The 18,688-nt window shown below is 69.2% G+C and carries 16 protein-coding genes, 1 tRNA gene and 1 pseudogene; 4 read left to right on the top strand and 14 right to left on the bottom strand.

Features of this window, described 5'->3' with window-relative positions; genetic code table 11:
• Nucleotides 1–32: 32 nt before the first annotated feature.
• The 7 genes from thrB to R8Z57_RS10675 all read right to left on the bottom strand — a co-directional run bounded on the left by thrB (nt 33) and on the right by R8Z57_RS10675 (nt 8,443).
• Entirely contained in the window at nt 33–980 is a 948-nt protein-coding gene (gene thrB, locus R8Z57_RS10645; protein ID WP_318353743.1) for a homoserine kinase, read from the bottom strand.
• On the bottom strand, nt 977–2,065 hold the full coding sequence (thrC, locus tag R8Z57_RS10650; RefSeq protein WP_318353744.1) for a threonine synthase: 1,089 nt from the start codon (nt 2,063–2,065) through the stop codon (nt 977–979). Before thrC ends, thrB begins: the two co-directional genes overlap by 4 nt.
• Before the next feature lie 21 nt (nt 2,066–2,086).
• Nucleotides 2,087–3,403, bottom strand: coding sequence for a homoserine dehydrogenase (locus R8Z57_RS10655; protein ID WP_318353745.1), 1,317 nt, complete (start codon nt 3,401–3,403; stop codon nt 2,087–2,089).
• Complete coding sequence (gene lysA, locus R8Z57_RS10660) at nt 3,400–4,848, bottom strand: diaminopimelate decarboxylase (protein WP_318353746.1); 1,449 nt, start codon at nt 4,846–4,848, stop codon at nt 3,400–3,402. Before lysA ends, R8Z57_RS10655 begins: the two co-directional genes overlap by 4 nt.
• A 181-nt stretch (nt 4,849–5,029) precedes the next feature.
• Nucleotides 5,030–5,854: a DUF2993 domain-containing protein gene (locus R8Z57_RS10665; protein ID WP_318353747.1), complete on the bottom strand. Its 825-nt coding sequence runs from the start codon at nt 5,852–5,854 to the stop codon at nt 5,030–5,032.
• Nucleotides 5,855–5,861: 7 nt separating this feature from the next.
• A complete protein-coding gene (gene argS / locus R8Z57_RS10670) occupies nt 5,862–7,529 on the bottom strand; it encodes an arginine--tRNA ligase (protein WP_318353748.1) in 1,668 nt (555 codons plus the stop codon).
• A 50-nt stretch (nt 7,530–7,579) separates the two neighbouring features.
• A complete protein-coding gene (locus R8Z57_RS10675; RefSeq protein ID WP_318353749.1) occupies nt 7,580–8,443 on the bottom strand; it encodes a transglutaminase-like domain-containing protein in 864 nt (287 codons plus the stop codon).
• A gap of 161 nt (nt 8,444–8,604) precedes the next feature.
• On the opposite strand from R8Z57_RS10675, the gene R8Z57_RS10680 reads away from it, so the two are divergent.
• Nucleotides 8,605–9,429, top strand: coding sequence for an SGNH/GDSL hydrolase family protein (locus R8Z57_RS10680; protein WP_318353750.1), 825 nt, complete (start codon nt 8,605–8,607; stop codon nt 9,427–9,429).
• A gap of 44 nt (nt 9,430–9,473) precedes the next feature.
• Nucleotides 9,474–9,549: transfer RNA gene (locus R8Z57_RS10685), tRNA-Arg, on the top strand.
• A 176-nt stretch (nt 9,550–9,725) separates the two neighbouring features.
• On the opposite strand, the pseudogene R8Z57_RS17430 reads toward R8Z57_RS10685, so the two are convergent.
• Both R8Z57_RS17430 and R8Z57_RS10695 read right to left on the bottom strand, forming a co-directional pair.
• Nucleotides 9,726–10,691: pseudogene (locus R8Z57_RS17430) on the bottom strand (tyrosine-type recombinase/integrase); the annotation flags it as partial.
• Nucleotides 10,692–10,700: 9 nt separating this feature from the next.
• The gene (locus tag R8Z57_RS10695; RefSeq protein WP_318353752.1) at nt 10,701–11,276 is read right to left on the bottom strand and encodes a hypothetical protein; all 576 of its coding nucleotides are present in this window, start codon (nt 11,274–11,276) and stop codon (nt 10,701–10,703) included.
• 1,617 nt (nt 11,277–12,893) lie between these two features.
• Here R8Z57_RS10695 and R8Z57_RS10700 point away from each other — a divergent pair.
• The gene (locus tag R8Z57_RS10700; RefSeq protein WP_318353753.1) at nt 12,894–13,421 is read left to right on the top strand and encodes a DUF1269 domain-containing protein; all 528 of its coding nucleotides are present in this window, start codon (nt 12,894–12,896) and stop codon (nt 13,419–13,421) included.
• Between the two features lie 74 nt (nt 13,422–13,495).
• Here the strand turns inward: R8Z57_RS10700 and R8Z57_RS10705 are convergent, their stop codons facing one another.
• The 5 genes from R8Z57_RS10705 to R8Z57_RS10725 all read right to left on the bottom strand — a co-directional run bounded on the left by R8Z57_RS10705 (nt 13,496) and on the right by R8Z57_RS10725 (nt 17,014).
• Nucleotides 13,496–13,882, bottom strand: a complete 387-nt coding sequence (locus R8Z57_RS10705; RefSeq protein ID WP_318354079.1) for an SHOCT domain-containing protein — start codon at nt 13,880–13,882, stop codon at nt 13,496–13,498.
• 197 nt (nt 13,883–14,079) lie between these two features.
• A complete protein-coding gene (locus R8Z57_RS10710; protein WP_318353754.1) occupies nt 14,080–14,490 on the bottom strand; it encodes a hypothetical protein in 411 nt (136 codons plus the stop codon).
• Nucleotides 14,491–14,945: 455 nt separating this feature from the next.
• Nucleotides 14,946–15,275: a cation:proton antiporter gene (locus tag R8Z57_RS10715; RefSeq protein WP_318353755.1), complete on the bottom strand. Its 330-nt coding sequence runs from the start codon at nt 15,273–15,275 to the stop codon at nt 14,946–14,948.
• Between the two features lie 257 nt (nt 15,276–15,532).
• A complete protein-coding gene (locus R8Z57_RS10720) occupies nt 15,533–16,096 on the bottom strand; it encodes a cation:proton antiporter (protein ID WP_318353756.1) in 564 nt (187 codons plus the stop codon).
• Between the two features lie 252 nt (nt 16,097–16,348).
• Nucleotides 16,349–17,014: a hypothetical protein gene (locus R8Z57_RS10725; protein ID WP_318353757.1), complete on the bottom strand. Its 666-nt coding sequence runs from the start codon at nt 17,012–17,014 to the stop codon at nt 16,349–16,351.
• A 546-nt stretch (nt 17,015–17,560) separates the two neighbouring features.
• On the opposite strand from R8Z57_RS10725, the gene R8Z57_RS10730 reads away from it, so the two are divergent.
• Entirely contained in the window at nt 17,561–18,685 is a 1,125-nt protein-coding gene (locus R8Z57_RS10730) for an aminopeptidase P family protein (protein WP_318353758.1), read from the top strand.
• The last annotated feature ends 3 nt before the right edge of the window (nt 18,686–18,688 follow it).

An 18,688-nucleotide genomic window follows, 5' to 3' on the forward strand; every position in this document is an offset into this window, starting at 1 on the left:
CGCAGATTTGCGACGGAGGCCAGATTCACGTCTTACGTGGAACCCTCCGCGTACTCCCTCACTGTACCACCCTTGAAGTCGACGGCGAGCATGAGGGCGTCCCACGGGGTGTCGGCCACCTCCGCGGCCAGAGCGGCGGCTTCGAGCCGTCGTCCCGGCCCGTCGGCGAGGACGAGCACGCTCGGCCCTGCGCCCGACACGACGGCCGCGAACCCCTGCGCGCGCAGTGCGCGCACGAGTCCGTCGGTCTCGGGCATCGCGCTCGCCCGGTAGTTCTGATGCAGCTTGTCTTCGGTGGCCGCCTGGAGCAGCTCCGGACTCTGCGTGAGCGCTGCGATCAGCAGAGCGGAGCGCGACACGTTGAACACGGCGTCCTCGCGGGGCACCTGCGTGGGCTGGAGGCTGCGGGCGAGCTTGGTCGACATCGTGAACTCGGGCACGAACACCAGCGGCGAGACACCGCGGTGCACCATCAGCTTCTTGTGCTGCGGCCCGTCCTCGTCGACCCAGGCGATCGTGAGGCCGCCGAACAGGGCGGGCGCCACGTTGTCGGGGTGTCCCTCGAGCTCGGTCGCCAGGCGCAGCAGCGCATCCGGACCGAGCTCGACATCGCCCTCAAGAAGGCCCTTGGCCGCGAGCAGCCCCGACACCACCGCGGCGCCGGACGAACCGAGGCCGCGGCCGTGCGGGATGACGTTCCTGGCGAGGAGCCGGAGTCCCGGCATCCGTCGCCCCACCGATTCGTACGCGTACGCGATCGCACGCACCACCAGGTGCGAGGCGTCGCGCGGCACGTCGTCTGCGCCGGCGCCCTCGACCTCGATCTCGAGCTCGCCCTCGGGCAGCGCCGTCACGTCGAGCTCGTCGTACACGCTCAGCGCGAGGCCGAGCGTGTCGAACCCCGGGCCGAGGTTCGCGCTGGTCGCCGGCACCCGCACGAGCACCCGGCGGCCGGGAGCGGGCGCGACGGCTGCGTTCACGCGGTCGCCGCCGCGGGGGCGAGGTCGAGGACGGATGCCACCTCCGACGTCGTGGCGTCGACGACCGTGGGCTCGACCTCCGAGCCGTCCGCGTTACGGAGGGCCCAGTGCGGGTCCTTGAGGCCGTGGCCGGTGACGGTCAGGACGACGCGCGAGCCCTGGGGCACGACGCCGGCCTCGACGCGGTCGAGCAGGCCCGCGACGCTGATCGCGGAGGCGGGCTCGACGAAGATGCCGACCTCGCCCGAGAGCAGCTTCTGGGCGGCGAGGATGCGGGTGTCGTCGATCGCGCCGAAGTAGCCGTCGGTCGCGTCGCGCGCCTCGAGGGCGAGGTGCCACGATGCCGGGTTGCCGATGCGGATGGCGCTGGCCACGGTGTCGGGGTTCTTCACGACCTCGCCGCGCACGAGCGGCGCCGACCCCTCGGCCTGGAAGCCGAACATGCGCGGGACGCGCGTGGAGACGCCCGCTTCGGCCTCTTCGCGGTAGCCGCGTGTGTAGGCGGTGTAGTTGCCCGCGTTGCCGACCGGGATGAAGTGGAAGTCGGGGGCGTCGCCCAGCTGCTCGACGACCTCGTAGGCGGCCGTCTTCTGGCCGTCGATGCGATCGGGATTGACCGAGTTGACGAGGTGCACCGGGTAGTTGTCGGCCAGCTCGCGCGCGATCTCGAGACAGTCGTCGAAGTTGCCCCGGATCTGGATGAGACGGCCGTTGTGGGCGACGGCCTGGCTCAGCTTGCCCATCGCGATCTTGCCCTCGGGCACGAGCACCGCTGCGGTGATGCCCGCGTGCGCGGCGTAGGCAGCCGCCGACGCCGACGTGTTGCCCGTCGACGCGCAGATGACGGCCTTGGCGCCGTGCTCGATGGCGCGCGACACCGCCACGGTCATGCCGCGGTCCTTGAACGAGCCGGTGGGGTTCATGCCCTCGAACTTCACCCACACGTCGGTGCCGGTGCGGCGGGACAGCGCCGGTGCCGGCAGCAGCGGCGTGCCGCCCTCGCCCAGCGTGACGACGGTCGAGGCGTCGGTGACGCCCAGTCGGTCTGCGTACTCGCGGAGCACTCCGCGCCAAACATGTGCCATGTCAGTCTCCTTCGAAAACCCTCAGTCGCCTTCTACCCGCAGCACCGAGACGACGCGCTCGACGACGCCGCTGGCGGCCAGGCGGTCCACCGTCTCGCTGAGATCCTGCTCCAGCGCCTTGTGCGTGCCGATGACGAGCCGCGCGACCGCCGGCTCGCCGGCGCCCGCGTCGATCACGGTCTGCTCGACCGTCGCGATCGAGACGCGCCCCTCGCTCAGGATGCCGGCGACCGTCGCGAGCACGCCCGCCTGGTCGTCGACCTCGAGCGTGATCTGGTAGCGGGTCGTGACGCGGCCGACGGGCACGACCGGCAGGTTCGCCAGCGTGGACTCGCCGACGCCGACGCCGCCGGCGATGTGGCGGCGCGCGGCCGACACCACGTCGCCGAGCACGGCCGAAGCGGTCTGCACGCCCCCGGCGCCGGCGCCGTAGAACATCAGGTTGCCGGCGGCCTCGGCCTGCACGAAGACGGCGTTGTTCGCGCCGTGCACGCTCGCGAGCGGGTGCGCGCGGTCGATGAGAGCCGGATACACGCGCACCGAGATCGACTCCGATCCCGACGCCTCGGTCAGGCGCTCGCACACCGCCAGCAGCTTGATGACATAGCCGGCGTGGCGCGCGGCATCCATCATCGACTTGTCGATCGCGGTGATCCCCTCGCGGTGCACCGCGTCCAGCGGCACCGTCGTGTGGAAGGCGAGGCTCGCGAGGATCGCGGCCTTCTGCGCGGCGTCGAAGCCCTCGACGTCGGCGGTGGGGTCGGCCTCGGCGTAGCCCAGGCGCTGCGCGTCGGCGAGCACGTCGGCGAACTCGGCGCCCTCGGTGTCCATGCGGTCGAGGATGTAGTTGGTCGTGCCGTTGACGATGCCCATGATCCGCTGCACACGGTCGCCGGCGAGCGAGTCACGCAGCGGACGGATGATCGGGATGGCGCCGGCGGCAGCCGCCTCGTAGTAGACCTCGGCGCCCACCTGGTCGGCGGCGTCGAAGATCTCGGGGCCGTGCGTGGCGAGGAGCGCCTTGTTCGCGGTGACCACGTCGGCGCCCGAGTTGATCGCCTGCAGGATGTACGCGCGCGCCGGCTCGATGCCGCCCATGAGCTCGATGACGATGTCGGACCCGACGATCAACGACTCGGCGTCGGTGGTGAAGAGGTCACGCGGCAGATCGGTCTCGCGCGGCGCATCGACGTCGCGCACGGCGATCCCCACCAGCTCCAGCCGCGCGCCCGCCCGGTCGGCGAGCTCGTCGGCGTGCTGTCGCAGCAGCGCGGCGACCTGCGAGCCCACGGCTCCGGCTCCCAGCAGTGCGACACGGAGGCGGCGGTAGTCGGTCATACGTTCCCTTCCGTCGGTGCGCCGGCGGGCTCCCGCCCGTCGGGCACGGTGGTGAGGCCGGCGTCGCGGGCGAGCAGATCGTCGATCGTCTCGCCGCGCACGATGACGCGCGCCTCTCCCCCGCGCAGCGCCACCACGGGCGGGCGGGGGACGTAGTTGTAGTTGCTCGCGAGGGAGAAGCAGTACGCACCGGTCGCCGGCACGGCGAGCAGGTCGCCGGGGGCGACGTCGGCCGGCAGGTACTCGGCGTCGACGACGATGTCGCCCGACTCGCAGTGCTTGCCCACGACGCGGGTGAGCACCGGCTCCGCGTCGCTCGCCCGCGAGGCGATGCGCGCCGAGAACTCGGCACCGTACAGCGCAGGTCGCGCGTTGTCGCTCATGCCGCCGTCGACGCTCACGTACAGTCGTGCGCCGCCGCCCTCGAGCGCGACGGGCTTGGTGGTGCCCACCTCGTAGAGGGTGACGCCGGCGCGCCCGACGATCGCGCGCCCCGGCTCGAACGCCAGGTTCGGCATCGGGATGCCGCGCACCTCGCACTGCCGCGCGACGGCGTCGGCGATGCCCAGCGCAAGCTCTTCGATCGGCGTGGGATCGTCGGCCGAGGTGTAGGCGATGCCGAAACCGCCACCGAGGTTGAGGACCGGCAGCTCGCCGCCGGCGCGCAGCTGGGCGTGCAGCTCCACGATGCGCGCGGCGGACTCCTCGAACCCGGCGGTGCCGAAGATCTGCGAGCCGATGTGGCAGTGCAGGCCGACGAACTCGAGTCCCGGCAGCTCGCGGATGCGGGCGACGGCGGCCGGGGCATCCGTCAGCGTGAAGCCGAATTTCTGGTCTTCGTGAGCCGTCGCGAGGAAGTCGTGGGTCTCGGCGTGCACGCCGCTGTTGACCCGCAGCAGCACCGCCTGCGTGGCGCCGCGGCGCTCGACGATCGCCGCGAGGCGCTCTATCTCGATGAGGCTGTCGATGACGATCGACCCGACGCCGGCGGCGACGGCCTGCTCGAGCTCGGCCACGGACTTGTTGTTGCCGTGGAATCCGAGACGGGCCGGCTCGGCGCCCGCGGCGAGGGCGATGGCCAGCTCGCCACCGGTGCACACGTCGACCGCGAGCCCCTCGTCGGTGACCCAGCGCACCACCTCGGTGCTGAGGAACGCCTTGCCGGCGTAGTAGACGCGCGCCTGTGCACCGTGCAGCGCCGCGGCCGCGCGGAAGGCATCGAGCGTCCGGCGCGCGGTGGCGCGCACCTCGTCCTCGTCGAGCACGTACAGCGGCGTGCCGAAGCGCTCCCGCAGCGCGGTGGCCGCGATCCCGCCGAGCGAGAGCACCCCGGCGTCGTCGCGCGCGGCCGCGGTGGGCCAGACGGCAGGCGCGAGCCCGTTCGCCTCGGCGGGCCGCTCGAGCCAGGCCGGAGCGACGGAACGGGTGTGCGGGTCGGCGGACACGGGGGACCAATCGGTGGGAGCTTCGACGCTTGCAGCCTCGGCTGCGGAGCAGATCCGGCTGCGGCCGACCGCGAGAGCGGATACGGCGGCGCCACGGCCGGAAGGGTCACGAGCCGGGCGGTGCTAGAAGTCTAGGGCACACGGCATCCGCTCCCCGCGCTCTGTGACGCCGGAGGGCGGGTCAGGCGCAGGTGCCGTTCTCTCGCAGCGCCGGATCCGTCGCGATCGCACCGTCGACGTCGAAGTCGGCCACCAGCTGGTCGCCCTCCACCGCAACGGCGGTGAGAGTGACCCCCGCCGGGAGGTACTGGGCGACGCAGACGTCCCAGTCGCGCAGCACGGTGTCGGCGACGCCGCCGAACTGGTCGCGGAGGGCGTCGGCGCTGACCGCCGACTGGCCGAGCTGCAGCGAGGCCGGCGTCAGCACGATGCTGCCGCCCTCGGCCACCGACGGCGTGAGCGCGACGCCCACCGGGATGCCCATGCCGAACAGCTGCAGGTCGAGCGTCATCGTGACATCGGGCGCGTCGAGCGCGAGCGTGTCGACGGGGAACCCCTCGAGCGATCCCAGCAGCGTCCGCAGCTGCTGCTCGTCGAGCGCGACGGTGGCGGTCGCACCGCTCATCTCACCGGTGCCGCGCACCGCCACATCGTTCGCCGTCACGGTGACATCGCCGGTCACGCCGCCGAACTCGACGTCGTCGGAGGCGATGGTCAGCTCGTCGATGCTGCCGCCGATCAGCTGCGGGATCAGGACGCCCGGGATGTCGACGTCGATCGGCTGGTCGGCCGGCAGCGCGAGCTGCGTGCGCACCTGGTCGCGCACGACGCCGGTCACCACCTGGCGGGCGATGGCCTCGGCCGCGAACCAGGCCGCGACGGCGAGCACCGCGACGATCGCGAACGCGAGGATCCACGGCCAGGCCCGCCGGCGCGGGCGCTCCGGCTCGCCCGCCGGCTCGAGGTCGGGCAGCGGCAGCGTCGGCTGTGCGTCGGCGGTGCTCATGGGGTGCTCACATCCGTTCCGGCGCGCCGACGCCCAGGAGGTCCAGTCCGTTGCGCAGCACCTGGCCCGTCGCGTCGTTCAGCCACAGCCGCGTGCGGTGCACCGCCTCGACGGGTTCGTCGCCGAGCGGGATGACGCGGCAGTTGTCGTACCAGCGGTGATAGAGCCCGGCGAGCTCCTCGAGGTACCGCGCGACGCGGTGCGGCTCGCGCATCTCGGCCGCGAACGCCACGATGCGCGGGAACTCCTGCAGCGCGCCGAGGAGCGCCGACTCGGTCCCGTGGGTCAGCAGCTCGGGAGCGAACTGCGAGCGGTCGACGCCCGAGCCGTGCGCGTTGCGCGCCACGTTGTGCGTGCGGGCGTGCGCGTACTGCACGTAGAAGACGGGGTTGTCGTTGGTGCGCTTGCGCAGGATCTCGGGGTCGAGCGTCAGCGGCGAGTCGGCGGGATAGCGCGCCAGCGAATACCGCAGCGCATCGGTGCCGAGCCACTCGCGCAGGTCGTCGAGCTCGATGATGTTACCGGCGCGCTTGGAGAGCCGGGCCCCGTTCACCGAGACGAGCTGCCCGATGAGCACCTCGATGTCTTTCTGCGGGTCGTCGCCGGCGGCGCCGGCGAGCGCCTTCAGACGATGGACGTAGCCGTGGTGGTCGGCGCCGAGGAGGTAGATCTTGTGCGCGAAGCCGCGGTCGCCCTTGTTGAGGTAGTACGCGGCATCGGCGGCGAAGTACGTGTACTCGCCGTTCGAGCGGCGGATCACCCGGTCTTTGTCGTCGCCGAAGTCGGTGGTGCGCACCCAGACGGCGCCCTCGTCGTCGAACACGTGCCCCTGCTCGCGCAGGCGGTCGACCGCCTCGTCGACGAGGCTCGGCCCCCCGTCCGGCCCCTTCGCGTGCAGCGTGCGCTCGCTGAAGAACACGTCGAAGTGCACGTTGAACTTCGCCAGCGACGCCTGCAGGTCGCCGAGCTGGAACTCGTAGGCGCGGTCGCGCGCGACGAGGAGCTGCTCGTCGGCCGGGAGCGAGAGCAGGTCGGGGACGACGGCGACGACCCGCCGCGCGAGATCGTCGATGTACGAGCCGGGGTAGCCGTCCTCGGGCGTGGGCTCGCCCTTCGCTGCGGCCAGCACCGAACGCCCGAACCGCTCCATCTGAGCGCCGGCGTCGTTGACGTAGAACTCGCGCACGAGCGTGGCGCCGCTCGCGAGCAGCAGGCGCGCCATCGAGTCGCCCAGCGCCGCCCACCGCGTGTGGCCGATGTGCATCGGGCCGGTGGGGTTGGCGCTCACGAACTCGAGGTTGATCGTGTTGCCGCGCTGCGACTCATTGGTGCCGAAGGCGGCGCCGGCCTCGACGATGGTCTGGGCGAGCGAACCGGCAGCCGCGGCATCCAATCGGATGTTGATGAACCCGGGACCGGCGACCTCGACGTCGGCGACGCCGTCGACCTCGCGCAGGCCCGCGGCGATCTCGCCGGCGAACTCGCGCGGGTTGGCGCCGACGGCCTTGGCGAGCTTGAGCGCGGCGTTGGAGGCCCAGTCGCCGTGGTCGCGGTTCTTCGGGCGCTCCAGCGGGAGATCGGCGGAGGTGAGCCCTTCAGCCGCACCGGGGCGTCGCGCCTCGGCGAGCGGGGCGACGACGGCGAGCAGGGCGGCGGAGAGGGCGTCGGGGTTCATAACCGCACCATTCTAAGTGGAGCGGTCGCGGTGCCCCCTGCGCGGGCTGCTCAGGAGATCTGCACCAGCGCGCCGAAGTCGTCGAGCGCGGGATCGGCGGCCTCGGGCAGCGCCTCGGGGAGCGTCTCAAGGGAGCTCAGACCGTCGAGGGTGGCCGTCTCGGGCACCACCCACGCGTCCACGCGCAGGTGCTTGAGCCCGACGTAGCCGCCGTGGTAGCTGAGGAACGCGCAGTCGGCGGCATCCCGGCCCGTGGCGATGCGCACGAGCGAGCGGCGGTTGGCCAGCCGTGTCGCGTCGATCACGTACCAGGCGCCGTCGAGGTAGGCCTCGGCGACGGCGTGGAAGTCCATGGGCCGAAGGCCCGGCGCGTAGCAGGCGGCATAGCGGGCCGGCATGTCCATCGCACGCAGCAGCGCGATGACGACGTGCGCGTAGTCGCGGCAGACGCCCTGCCCCGTCATCAGCGTCGTCACGGCGCTGTCGGTGCCCTGGCTGAGGCCGGGCGTGTACGTGGTGCTCGTCGAGACGAACTCCGACACCGCGGCGATCAGGTCGTGCCCCGACAGCCCCTTGAACTGACGACGGGCCTGCTGGAACACCTCGTCGGACTGCGCGTACCGGCTCGGGCGGAGGTAGGTGATGGCCTCGAGGTCGCTCGTGCGGCCGGTCGCGGCCTGGCCGTCGACCGTTGCCTCGTAGCGGATCTCGAGGCGACCGGGCTCGCCGGTCAGGCGGTGCAGGCGGCTGCCGGACTGGTCGACGATCTCGGTCGGGGTGTAGACGCGATCTCCCTGCGTGAACGTCAGCTGCTCGTCCGAGACCGGCGCGGCCTGGGAGGCGGCGATCTGGAAGATGAGGTCGACGGATGCCCCCAGTTCGAGGTCCATCTCAGCGGTCACGACGCGTTGCACCGAAGTATCCTCGCATGCCGCGGCGGGCACTTCGCCCGGTCTTGACAGATGGTCCGCCACGGGGTCGTCCGGCGCGGGCGCGCCTCAGGATCGGCCGGGTCTTTCCCCAGTTCGACCACCCCCGCGCCGCCCCCCGGCGGGGATGACTTACCCTCGTTCACATGCACGCGCCCGGCCACTCCCGCGCACGGCGGTGGGGGCTCCCGCTGCTGGGCGCCGCCCTCGCCGTCGCCGCGGTGCTCACCGTCGCGGTGCTGCGGCCCTGGGGCGCACCCGACGCCGCTCCCGTCGTGGCCGTGGCCGAGGGCGAAGCGCCGGCTGCGGCATCCGCTCCCCCCGCTCCGCTCGTCGTCGAAGAGGGTGCGCGCGTCCTCGTCTTCGGCGACTCGTGGGTGTACGGCTCGGCCGCGAACGTGCCGACGCTCGGCTTCGCCTACGTGCTGGCCGATCGGCTGGGCGTCGAGACGGTCGTCGACGGCGTGCGCGGCAGCGGGTATCTGAAGCCGGGCATCGACGGCCCGTCCTACGGCGAGCGCATCGCCGCCCTCGACCCGGCACTCGACCCCGACCTCATCATCGTCGAGGGGTCGATCAACGATCGTCGCCTCTATCCGGACGGGTATCGGGATGCCGTGACCGCCGCCTGGGATGCCCTCAACGCGCGCTACCCCGACGCCGACATCGTGATCCTCGGCCCGGCGCCGCAGGTGCTGCCCGTCGAGGATGCGACCCGGCGCATCGACGCCGACCTGAGCGCGTTCGCCGCCGCGCGCGGCTGGTGGTACATCTCCCCCATCGCCGAGGACTGGATCACCGAGGCGAACTACCTCGACGTGATCGACACCGGTCCGATCGGGCGCGACCACCCCTCGACCGGCGGGCACGCGTACCTCGCCGACCGCGTCGCCGCCGCCATCGAGCGCATCGAGCAGCAGCCAGCGGTCGTCGCCGACGCCCCGCGCGAGGGCGACGGCGCCGACCGCTGAGCTGGCGGGCGCACCCCGCCCGGGATGGTAATCTCGATCGGCACGCCTCCGTAGCTCAGGGGATAGAGCGTTGGTTTCCGGTACCAAAGGTCGCAGGTTCGATTCCTGTCGGGGGCACCAGTCGGGACAAGGGATCGGGAGTCATCTCGATCCCTTTCTCGTGACAACACTTTGACAACATCCGTGGCGCGCTTGGCGCGATCGAGAGCAGCCGCAACGGCGTCCAGATCGTCGTCGAAAAGGTCCGCATAGACGTCGAGCGTCATCGCAGCCGACGCGTGTCCGAGCATCCGCTGCACCGCTTTGACGTGCGCACCGCTGCTGACGGCAAGCGACGCAGCGGTATGACGGAGGTCGTGGGGCGTGATCCGCGGGAAGGTCGGGTCCTCGGCCTGCGCTGCGCGCACCGCTTGCGTGAACCAGCCATTCCGGGACGCCGGCAGCTTGATGTGCCGATGCCCATCGCCGAACAGAAGCTCCTCAGACACTTTGCCGGTCGCTTGCGCGGCAAGCGGCGTCGCCAGAAACTCGGGATACGGGACCGACCGCGACCGGTGCGTCTTCGGCGTACCCACGTGCACCTCGAAGGAGACGAGCACAGCGTTCTCCTCGACCTTCACCCGGCGCCGAGCCGGATCGACATGGCGGACCCGCAGAGCGGTCGCCTCACCCCATCGCAGACCCGTATACGCGAGGAAGAGCACCAGGGTGGAGTGTCGGGCCTTGTCAGCGAGGAGTTGCACCTGCGCGTGAGTGAGGTAGTGCCGAGCGGCTGCTCGCGACTTCGACGGCAGCTTGACGTCGCGGGCGACGTTGCGGCCGATCCGCCGGTCGCTGACGGCCGCATCGAGGATGCCGGCCAGGATCCCGTGCGCGCGCCGGACGGTGGTGGAACCCCCGGCGATACTCGACACCCAGACCTGCACTTCCGAGTGCCGAATGCTGCCGAGCGTCCTACTCCCCCGCTGCGGCTCGACGTGCTTCTTCCACGCCGACTGCAACGGTCTCACCGACGACGGCTTCAGCACGCCTTCCCTCTGCTGCAGCCACTCACGACCGAGATCGCGGACCGTCACGCGAGCGTGCGTCGGGTTGACGTATTCACCGCGAGACTTGGAGAGCTCCAACTCGGCGAGCCGCAATTCGGCGTCTCGCTTGGTCTTGAAGCCTCGCTCCGAGGTCTGCGAGTGGTCCGGACGCCGGTATGAGATGCGGTAGCGCTTAGCGCCGCTCGCGGTCTCGTACGGGTGGACGCTGCCCATCGCGCACCATCAGCTCTCGGCCTGCCGGCCGACCGCGTAGTTCAGGCCCTCGAGCCAGCCGCCCTTTCGCGCCTTCATGATCCAGTCCGACGCGGTGCGGTGCGGCACCTGAAGTTCGTGCTGCACCGCCTTGACCGGCGGGAGACCGGCGAGGGCCGCGGCACCGTAGATGATCTGGATCACTTCCATCCGCGCATCGCTGGCTCCGCGCTTGATGACTTCCCGCGCCATGAAGTCCGGGATGACGCGCCCTTCACCCTCGGTCAGGTCACCGACGGTGACCCACTGCTCGAGGTCTATCGCCATGCACCAGGGGACGGCGGTCTGCAGGATCGGGGAGACTGCGGTGCGCCGCAGCGCCTCGGGATCGAAGTCGCCCCGCACCGCCTTGTTGACGACGGTCGTCACGACATAGCGACCCTCATCACGTCGGTAATGGGCCTCGAGCGCCGTCTCGATGCCAGTCGCGTCATTGACCGCTGAGGCGACGAAAGCAGGAGCGATCCGCAACGAGTCACCAATCCGCTCCGTCATCGCGGCTTCGGTCATTTTGGAGCCGTCGAGCGTCGTCACCTTCGTCACCACCCCACCATCTTGCATGTTTGATGCGCTATTTCACAGTTCCTCTTGACGAGTAGTCTCGCGGAGGCGTGTACTGATGTCAAATACATCCGGTGTTACGCAAGTGAGGTGAATCATGACGACTCTTGCCAGCGATGACTCGGCCAAGCTCAGTCACGAGCTGCTGAGCCCGGACCAGGTCGCGGCGCTGCTGCCGGGCGTGACCAAGGGCACGCTCGCGATGTGGCGCTACGAGCACAAAGGGCCCAAGTACTTACTACAAGCTCGGCCGCAAGGTCGTCTGCGCGCTCGACGAGCTCGAGGAATGGCTCGCCGCCTCCGCGGCGGGTGCCGAACAGGAGTGAGGCGAACGTCGCCTGCTATGGGCACTGTGACGTGTCAGGCGCAGTTGTGGGTCGCGGTGACAGGCCACGTCCCCGTGACCGCAAGAGTTTAGCGGAGCGGGGACGACTCCGTTCCCAGCGTCGCATTGCACGCTCCGGTCTCCGCTGCGCTGCGAACTCCGTCCTGCGATCGCTCGCAGGCGCTACGTCATTCCCTGCCCGCTAGATCGGCCGATCGTTGGAGGAGGCTGAGGTTGGGCCGGGCGGATTTGCATGGCCGCCTCGTGCGCACGCAGGAGGCGGTCACACTCGATCCCCATGCGGGCAGTGAAGGAGGACGGACCGGTGATCGTCCGTTCGGCCGGATCAGCTTGAGCCGCCGCACGTCCTGTCGTGAGCAGGACCACCTCCTGGCCGAGAGGTCGAGTCGCGCGGCTGGTGCGGTTAGGAAGCGTCTGGCGTTCCAGGGCGCAGGGTCGACTGAGCGGCATCCCGGGGCTCGGACAGGCGGCAAGGCGCACGGATCGGCGCTGCGGTGTGCCGAGTTGGCTGCGGTCGACGGATCGTGCGTGAGTAACTCGCGCCGCTCCTGAGTTCGCTGGCGTGATGTCAAGGGGTGGCGCAGCGGCCGGCGTGGGCGCATCGTTGATATGGAGGTTCAGATGATCACTGCCGATCAGGGAAGGCTGGTGTTCGAGCCGCTCGGGGATGTCGGATGGAGGCTGTGCGATACCAGCGTCGACGCGGGTGACGCCGCGCGTTTGGTGGCCTATGTGGAACGCACAGGCGGCGGCTACGAAGCGATTTGGGTGGGACTCGGAATCCACCCCAGCTTCCATACTTCGCGTGACGACGTTCTGCGGACCGCTGAGCAGCTCCGGCACGCACAGGCGACATCCACTCGATCCAAGCCGATCCCCATTCCCCACTTCACCCCGGTGCCATCGGGAAGGACTGGGTGGGGTTGAGGGGCCGCAGTGGAGCAGTCGACGCCTCGGTCGCGGGTCGCGTGTCGCGTGTCGCGTGTCGCGGCCACATTTGAGCCCGGGAGCCGACACTTTGACGACGGATCCCCATCCGGGCATCGCACGGAACCGAGGGATCGAAGCAACGCGCGCTGGCGATCGAGGATGGGATCTCCCGGGCACATCTGATACGTCACGAGCGGGCGCATTGTTCACTTTCGAACTCTGGTCGGGCAGCGGGACGCCGGAATAGGATCTGAGCACCTTGATGACCCAGAGCTCGGAAGCGGCAAGATCAGTCGCCTCCCTGATCGACCGAAGGAGATAGATCGATGGGCACGAAGAACCTTGCGCTGGTGGTGGGCTCGTACGACGACACCGCGTCTGCCTCAGACGACTACCAGGCCCTGCGAAGCGGCCAGGACGCCGGTGGATACGAGATCATCGGCGCGGTCGTTCTCGTCCGCGACGACGACGGGAAGGTCCAAGTCAAGGAGCACGGCGACAAGTCCGTCGGCAGGGGCACCGCGTGGGGAGCCGGCGCCGGCGCGGTCGTCGGCCTGTTCGCCCCCCCGCTGCTGGCGGCCACCGCGGTCGGCGCTGGCATCGGCGCGATCCTCGGAAAGATAAAGAAGAACCGCGAGGAAAAGCAGTTCGGCGTGGACGTCGACGAGTATCTCGCGCCGGGAACTTCGGCGGTCGTAGCCGTCGTCGATGATCGCTGGGCAGACAATGTCGAGAAGGCGCTGGGCCGTGCGGACAAGCGCATCAGCAAGGCGATCGACTCCGACGACTACGAGAAGCTGCGCGAGGCGATCGAGAAGTCAGCGGACGACGTCGTGGAGCAGATCAACGCGTAGCCTCGGTCCTCCCACGACGAGGGCGGCACCCCGATCGGGGTGCCGCCCTCTGTTCTTGCGGGCTGGTAGAGCAGTTACGCGAGAGCTTTGGCCTTGAGGGCGTCGTACTCTGCCTGCGAGATCGCGCCGGAGTCGAGCAGCGTCTTGGCCTTGGCGATGTCGTCTGCCGCGCTGGAGCTCGAGCCGGCGGTTTGGCGGATGTAGGCATCCTGCGCGGCGCGGAGCTCTTGCGCTTGCGCGATCGAGCGCTTCTGCATGCCATTGCCGCGCGCGATGAGGTAGATCAGTGCGGTCAGGAACGGCACGAAGATCAGGAAGATGATCCAGATCGCCTTGACCCAGCCGTTGACGGAGTCGTCACGGAACAGGTCGCCGATGATCGAGAAGATCACCATCAGGTAGGCGACGAACACGAAGATCCAGAAGAACCAGAGAATCAGGTCCCAGAAACCGCCATCCATTGCATTCACCAATCGTTCGGGCAGACTCTGCTGCCTGCCAAGCTGCTGCCCACCGGGATGGTGGCCGTGATCGTGACACTAGGCCCCAATCCGCGCTCGGCTCCGCATCTGACTCCCGCCACGCGGCGTGTCGGGTCGTCGTGCGTCCAACGCAGAAGGAGGTGCCCGCGAGCACGCCTCCTTCTACCCCGTGTGGTTCAGCTGCGTCGCGCGTCGATCTCGCGGCCGTGCACGGTGAGCGCGTAGATCACGACGACATCGATGGCCAGCAGCGCCAGCGACAGCCACGGCTGCACGGCGATGAGCGAGAGCTGCCCGATGGCGTTGAGCGCGACCAGCACGATCGCGGTGACCCGCGCCCATGTGGCACCCAGGAGAAGGAAGATCCCGACGAGGATCAGTAGGGCGCCGATGATCAGGTGCCACCACCCCCATCCCTGCACGTCGATCGAGAATAGCCCGATCTGGCCCAGGAAGTAGGCGGTGTCGGGGCCGATGATCGCCTGCAGCCCGTGAAAGGCATCGATCGCTCCACCGACGATCAGGACGACAGCGGCGAACACCCCCCATCCCGCCCAGCCGGTGATGTTGACGTCGGTGTTGGCCATAACGAGAGCCCCTTCCTTGCGGCAGACGCGGTGCGATCGAAGCAAGTGTGCTCGCCGCGTTCCGCGAGGTACCGGGCGGCACCTGCGGCACACACTACCGACGGATGCCCGCAGCGCCGCGATGGCGTGGCGGAGGTCCTCGAGTCCTGCCTCTTCGTGCCAGCAGTCTTCTTCTGGCGCGAGGCCGGCGGGCCCGCAGTGTGCGCGTGGGATGGGTGATTCCCGTGATGGCGGTACTCGCCATCCTGCACCTCGGCCATTGTCGTCACTATGCTCGTCATCGCCCGCTGGCCAGACACGGGCATTGCGGATGAACGCCCACGCGCCAGCGCTGATGGATAGCGACCACTGTAGGGAACCCGACGTTCGACCGGATCGTGCACGAGATCGAGATGGGTGGCTGAAACCTGTGTCTGATGGGGATCCCCAGTCGCGCCGAGCTCGAATCACCGACGTCAGGGGGCCTCACGGGATTCTTCTCCGCCTCCGTCTGTCGGCCCGGGGGCGGTGAGGTGCCGTCGCGCGCCCGAAATCGTGGTCGGCGCGGCTTCTGCCGCGGCGGCATTCTCGGCAGCGTGTGATTCGTACCAGCGTTGGTAGAGGGTGACAAGCGGAACCGACGTGAGACCGTGGAGGATGACACTGAGGGCGACGGTGACGATCACCGTCGTGAACACGACCTCGCCGTCGGGCACACCGTGCTCGAACGCGAGTAGCGCGAAAACGAGGGAGGCGAGCCCGCGCGGACCGAACCATCCTATGAACGCCACCGTCGGAACGCGCACGCCCTGGCCGACGAAGGCGATCGCAACAGGGCCATGCGCACCACTGTCAAGCTCAGCACCGCGTAGAGGATCACCTGCCAGGGATGTGAGGAGCGACGAGCGTCAGTGCCAGCGCCCCGAAACCGATCCACGTCACCGCGGCGAGGACGCCGCCCGCCTCCTCCGTAAACAGAGTGAGGACGGTGCCGCGGGCGCGGGAGACTCGTCCGAACGCGAGCCCGCCGACGAACGCCGCGATGAAGCCACTGCCCCCAGCATCAGGGCGACGGTGTAATCCACCAGCGCCACCGCGAGCGGGATGATCTGCCGCCATTCACGGCCGATCCACTCGCGGTGATCTGCGATGCGGAACAGCAGCCCGCCCAGGATGCCGGCCGCGAGCCCGCCGTCAGTCCCCCGCCGATCTGGACGACAGTGTTTTGGACCACTGCCCAACCCGGAAGCGTTTCCAGTTCGGCGCTGGCGATGTCGAGTGCGACAAGAAAGAACGGTACGACCAGTCCATCGTTCAGCCCGCCCTCCACATCCAGCGCCTGCCGCGTTCGGGCAGGAACAGCGGTGTCTGTGACGACCTTCTGACCGGCATCCGTTGAAGCCAGCATCGTAGCTAGCAGTCTCGTGGAGGCAAACGCCGTGCCAGGAAAGACGAGCACGCCCGCTCCGACCCCGGCGATCATTGTCCGCGGCAGCCCAATGAGCAGAAGGCGGGTCGGCCACGAAAGCTCACGACGCAACGCTTGCAGGTCCAGCCGCGCCGCGTCGCTGAACAGCAGCAGGACCAGCGCAATCTCAGCCACCCGTTCGGCCAGCGCCGACCCCATGGCGATGTCCAGCTATCCAAGTGCAGACGTTCCGACCACGAAACCGGCAGCAGTAAGGAACCGAGCGGAGGTGATCCCACGCCGGCAAGCGGTCTCGAGAACACGCTCCACAGGATGATGATCACCAGGACCGCCGTCGCCGCCACCATGCGGTCGCCGCTCTTGATCACCCGACACGGCCATCAACCCAGGGCCATCGTACGGACTCGGCGAAGCGGCGCGAAACCTCAGCGCGCTAGCAGGTCCGGCGAGTTAACGGGGGCGCCGGCCGCCGCGAAGCAGTGACAGTGGTGCAACGGTGCGTGGCCGGCGGGCGACCATCAACAGCGCGATCGCCAACAGCCCGCCGGCTGTGCCCGCGACGATGTCCAACATCGTATCCTCAAGGCCGCTTTGGGAAGTTGTGCCGAGGATGACATCGCTGACGAACTCGCAGATCTCCCATGCTCCCGCGAACGCCATCGGGGTCGCCATCACGACGCTCAGCCCGAACCAGGTCGGCAGCGGGACTCGCGCACGTTCTTCGGCACGCCGCACTGCGAGCATGCCGAGCCACGCGAGCATAACTCCCGAGTCGAAATGCACATACGCGTCCCATCGAGGGATGGCGTCGTACACGTGCAGCACGCTCCCGGCCAGCGGACCCGCAACGATGAAGATCAGGTAGTGCAACTGCAGTGCGCGGGGGATGGGTGTGCGCAGCACGAACTCCACGAGGGCGGGCACAAACACCGTGCCGGCGAGGACGATCCCCAGAAGCGTCTCGACATTGAAGCCGAGGCCAGCCAGCACGAATACGACGAGGAGGCTGGCGATCGCGAACGGAAGAGCGAACAACGCCGAGGCGCGAGCGGAGCGTTGGGTAGATCGGCTGTCGCCGACCGTCAGCAGCGGATGCCCTGTGCCAGCGTCGCCCATACACGCTCCTGTTCCGGGTGGTAAGTCGAAGCCAGGGTATCCCCCAGGATGTGACCTGCACGATCTGGCGGGCCCCCAACGATGATCCGCGTGTGTAGCCGGGCCATCGACGAGATGCTCTGGCGGGTTCTGGCCCGTCTGGTCTTCGAATGCTGTCCGACGCCAAGACACCGCGCGGTTCCATGGTCGGACGGTCACCGTGCGCGCCTGCTTCCTGGCCGAGCGTCGAGGCGTTCGTAGGGCGCGTGCACAGCACTTCCCGTGCCGTCTGGATCCTTCTGGGTCCTGACAGCACGCTTGCGCGATGCGCAGGCCGTTCTCCGACGAGGGGTGCCCAGATCATGTCGCCGCCAGGAGCGCCGCTTCACTCGCGATGACCCGCCGGCCGCCGGCATGATCGCCGCGCCCAGCGGTTTCCGGGCGGATGTTGCTCACCGCGCGCAAGCTCGACTCAAGCCCGTCTTGAGCTGGTCTTGTGTCGACGATCTCTCCGCGGTCAAATGGTGTCGCCTCGCGCACGACGCTACGCCTGGAGGAGGAGGCGCCATGGATGCCGTTCCGGCTCCGTTCACATCCGATGACTACGGCGCACGTATGCAGGCGGCGGCTGCCGCCGCGGCGGAAGAGGGTCTGGATGGCCTTCTCGTGACGCCCGGCCCGGACCTGCTCTGGCTCACCGGGTATCAGCCCACGGCGACCACCGAGCGGCTCACTCTGCTTGTGCTCCGCCACGGCGTTGAGCCGCATCTCCTTGTGCCCATCCTGGAACGTCCGGACGCCGAGTCGACGGTTGGTGCCGAGGCTCTGATCATGAGGGACTGGCGCGACGGCACGGACCCTTACGCGGCCGCCGCACAGTTGCTCCCAGCGGACGGGACCTTCGCGATATCGGACACCGCGTGGGCGCTGCACCTGCTCGGCCTGCAGGCGGAGCTCACCGAAAGCCGGTACTCATCAGTGACGGAACGGCTGCCCATGCTGCGCGCGGTGAAAGACGGCAGAGAGCTCGCGCGGATGGAAGCGGCGGGCGCTGCAGCCGATGCGACCTTTCGTGAGATCGTGAAGGTGCCGTTCGCCGGGCGGAAGGAGACTGACGTTGCCGCCGATCTCGCCCGGTTCCTCCGCGAATTCGGACACGAGCAGGTCGACTTCACGGTCGTCGGGTCGGGCCCGAACGGCGCCAACCCGCATCATGAGGCCGGTGACCGCACCATCCTTTCCGGAGACATGGTCGTCCTGGACTTCGGGGGACTGATGTACGGGTATGGGTCCGATACCTCGCGCACAGTCTGCGTAGGGGAGCCGACATCGCAGATGCGCGAGGTGCACGAGATCGTTCGCGTTGCTCAGCAGACAGCGTTCGAGGCGGTGCGCCCAGGCATCGCCTGCCAGGAAATCGACCGCGTCGCACGCCGCGTGATCACGGAGGCCGGCTATGGAGACGAGTTCATCCACCGCACCGGACATGGCATCGGGATGACCACGCATGAACCGCCCTACATCGTGGAAGGCGAAGAGCGCCCGGTCGTTCCCGGGATGTGCTTCTCGATCGAGCCGGGCATCTACCTCGCAGGCCGTTTCGGTGTCCGCATCGAAGACATCGTGACGGTGACCGAAGACGGTGGACGCCGGTTCAACGACACGGATCGCGGGCTCACCATCGTCGAGTGACGG

The sequence above is a fragment of the Microbacterium sp. M3 genome, assembly GCF_033548675.1.
GTDB classification, from domain to species: domain Bacteria; phylum Actinomycetota; class Actinomycetes; order Actinomycetales; family Microbacteriaceae; genus Microbacterium; species Microbacterium arthrosphaerae.

What these genes read in the sequence shown, in the direction of transcription:
- R8Z57_RS10730 (WP_318353758.1), top strand. Translation starts at nt 17,561, where the DNA reads ATGGATGCCGTTCCGGCTCCGTTCACATCCGATGACTACGGCGCACGT.
- R8Z57_RS10665 (WP_318353747.1), bottom strand. Translation starts at nt 5,854, where the DNA reads ATGAGCACCGCCGACGCACAGCCGACGCTGCCGCTGCCCGACCTCGAG.
- argS (WP_318353748.1), bottom strand. Translation starts at nt 7,529, where the DNA reads ATGAACCCCGACGCCCTCTCCGCCGCCCTGCTCGCCGTCGTCGCCCCG.
- R8Z57_RS10655 (WP_318353745.1), bottom strand. Translation starts at nt 3,403, where the DNA reads ATGACCGACTACCGCCGCCTCCGTGTCGCACTGCTGGGAGCCGGAGCC.
- R8Z57_RS10680 (WP_318353750.1), top strand. Translation starts at nt 8,605, where the DNA reads ATGCACGCGCCCGGCCACTCCCGCGCACGGCGGTGGGGGCTCCCGCTG.
- R8Z57_RS10700 (WP_318353753.1), top strand. Translation starts at nt 12,894, where the DNA reads ATGGGCACGAAGAACCTTGCGCTGGTGGTGGGCTCGTACGACGACACC.
- R8Z57_RS10725 (WP_318353757.1), bottom strand. Translation starts at nt 17,014, where the DNA reads ATGGGCGACGCTGGCACAGGGCATCCGCTGCTGACGGTCGGCGACAGC.
- R8Z57_RS10710 (WP_318353754.1), bottom strand. Translation starts at nt 14,490, where the DNA reads ATGGCCAACACCGACGTCAACATCACCGGCTGGGCGGGATGGGGGGTG.
- thrC (WP_318353744.1), bottom strand. Translation starts at nt 2,065, where the DNA reads ATGGCACATGTTTGGCGCGGAGTGCTCCGCGAGTACGCAGACCGACTG.
- R8Z57_RS10720 (WP_318353756.1), bottom strand. Translation starts at nt 16,096, where the DNA reads ATGGGGTCGGCGCTGGCCGAACGGGTGGCTGAGATTGCGCTGGTCCTG.
- R8Z57_RS10705 (WP_318354079.1), bottom strand. Translation starts at nt 13,882, where the DNA reads ATGGATGGCGGTTTCTGGGACCTGATTCTCTGGTTCTTCTGGATCTTC.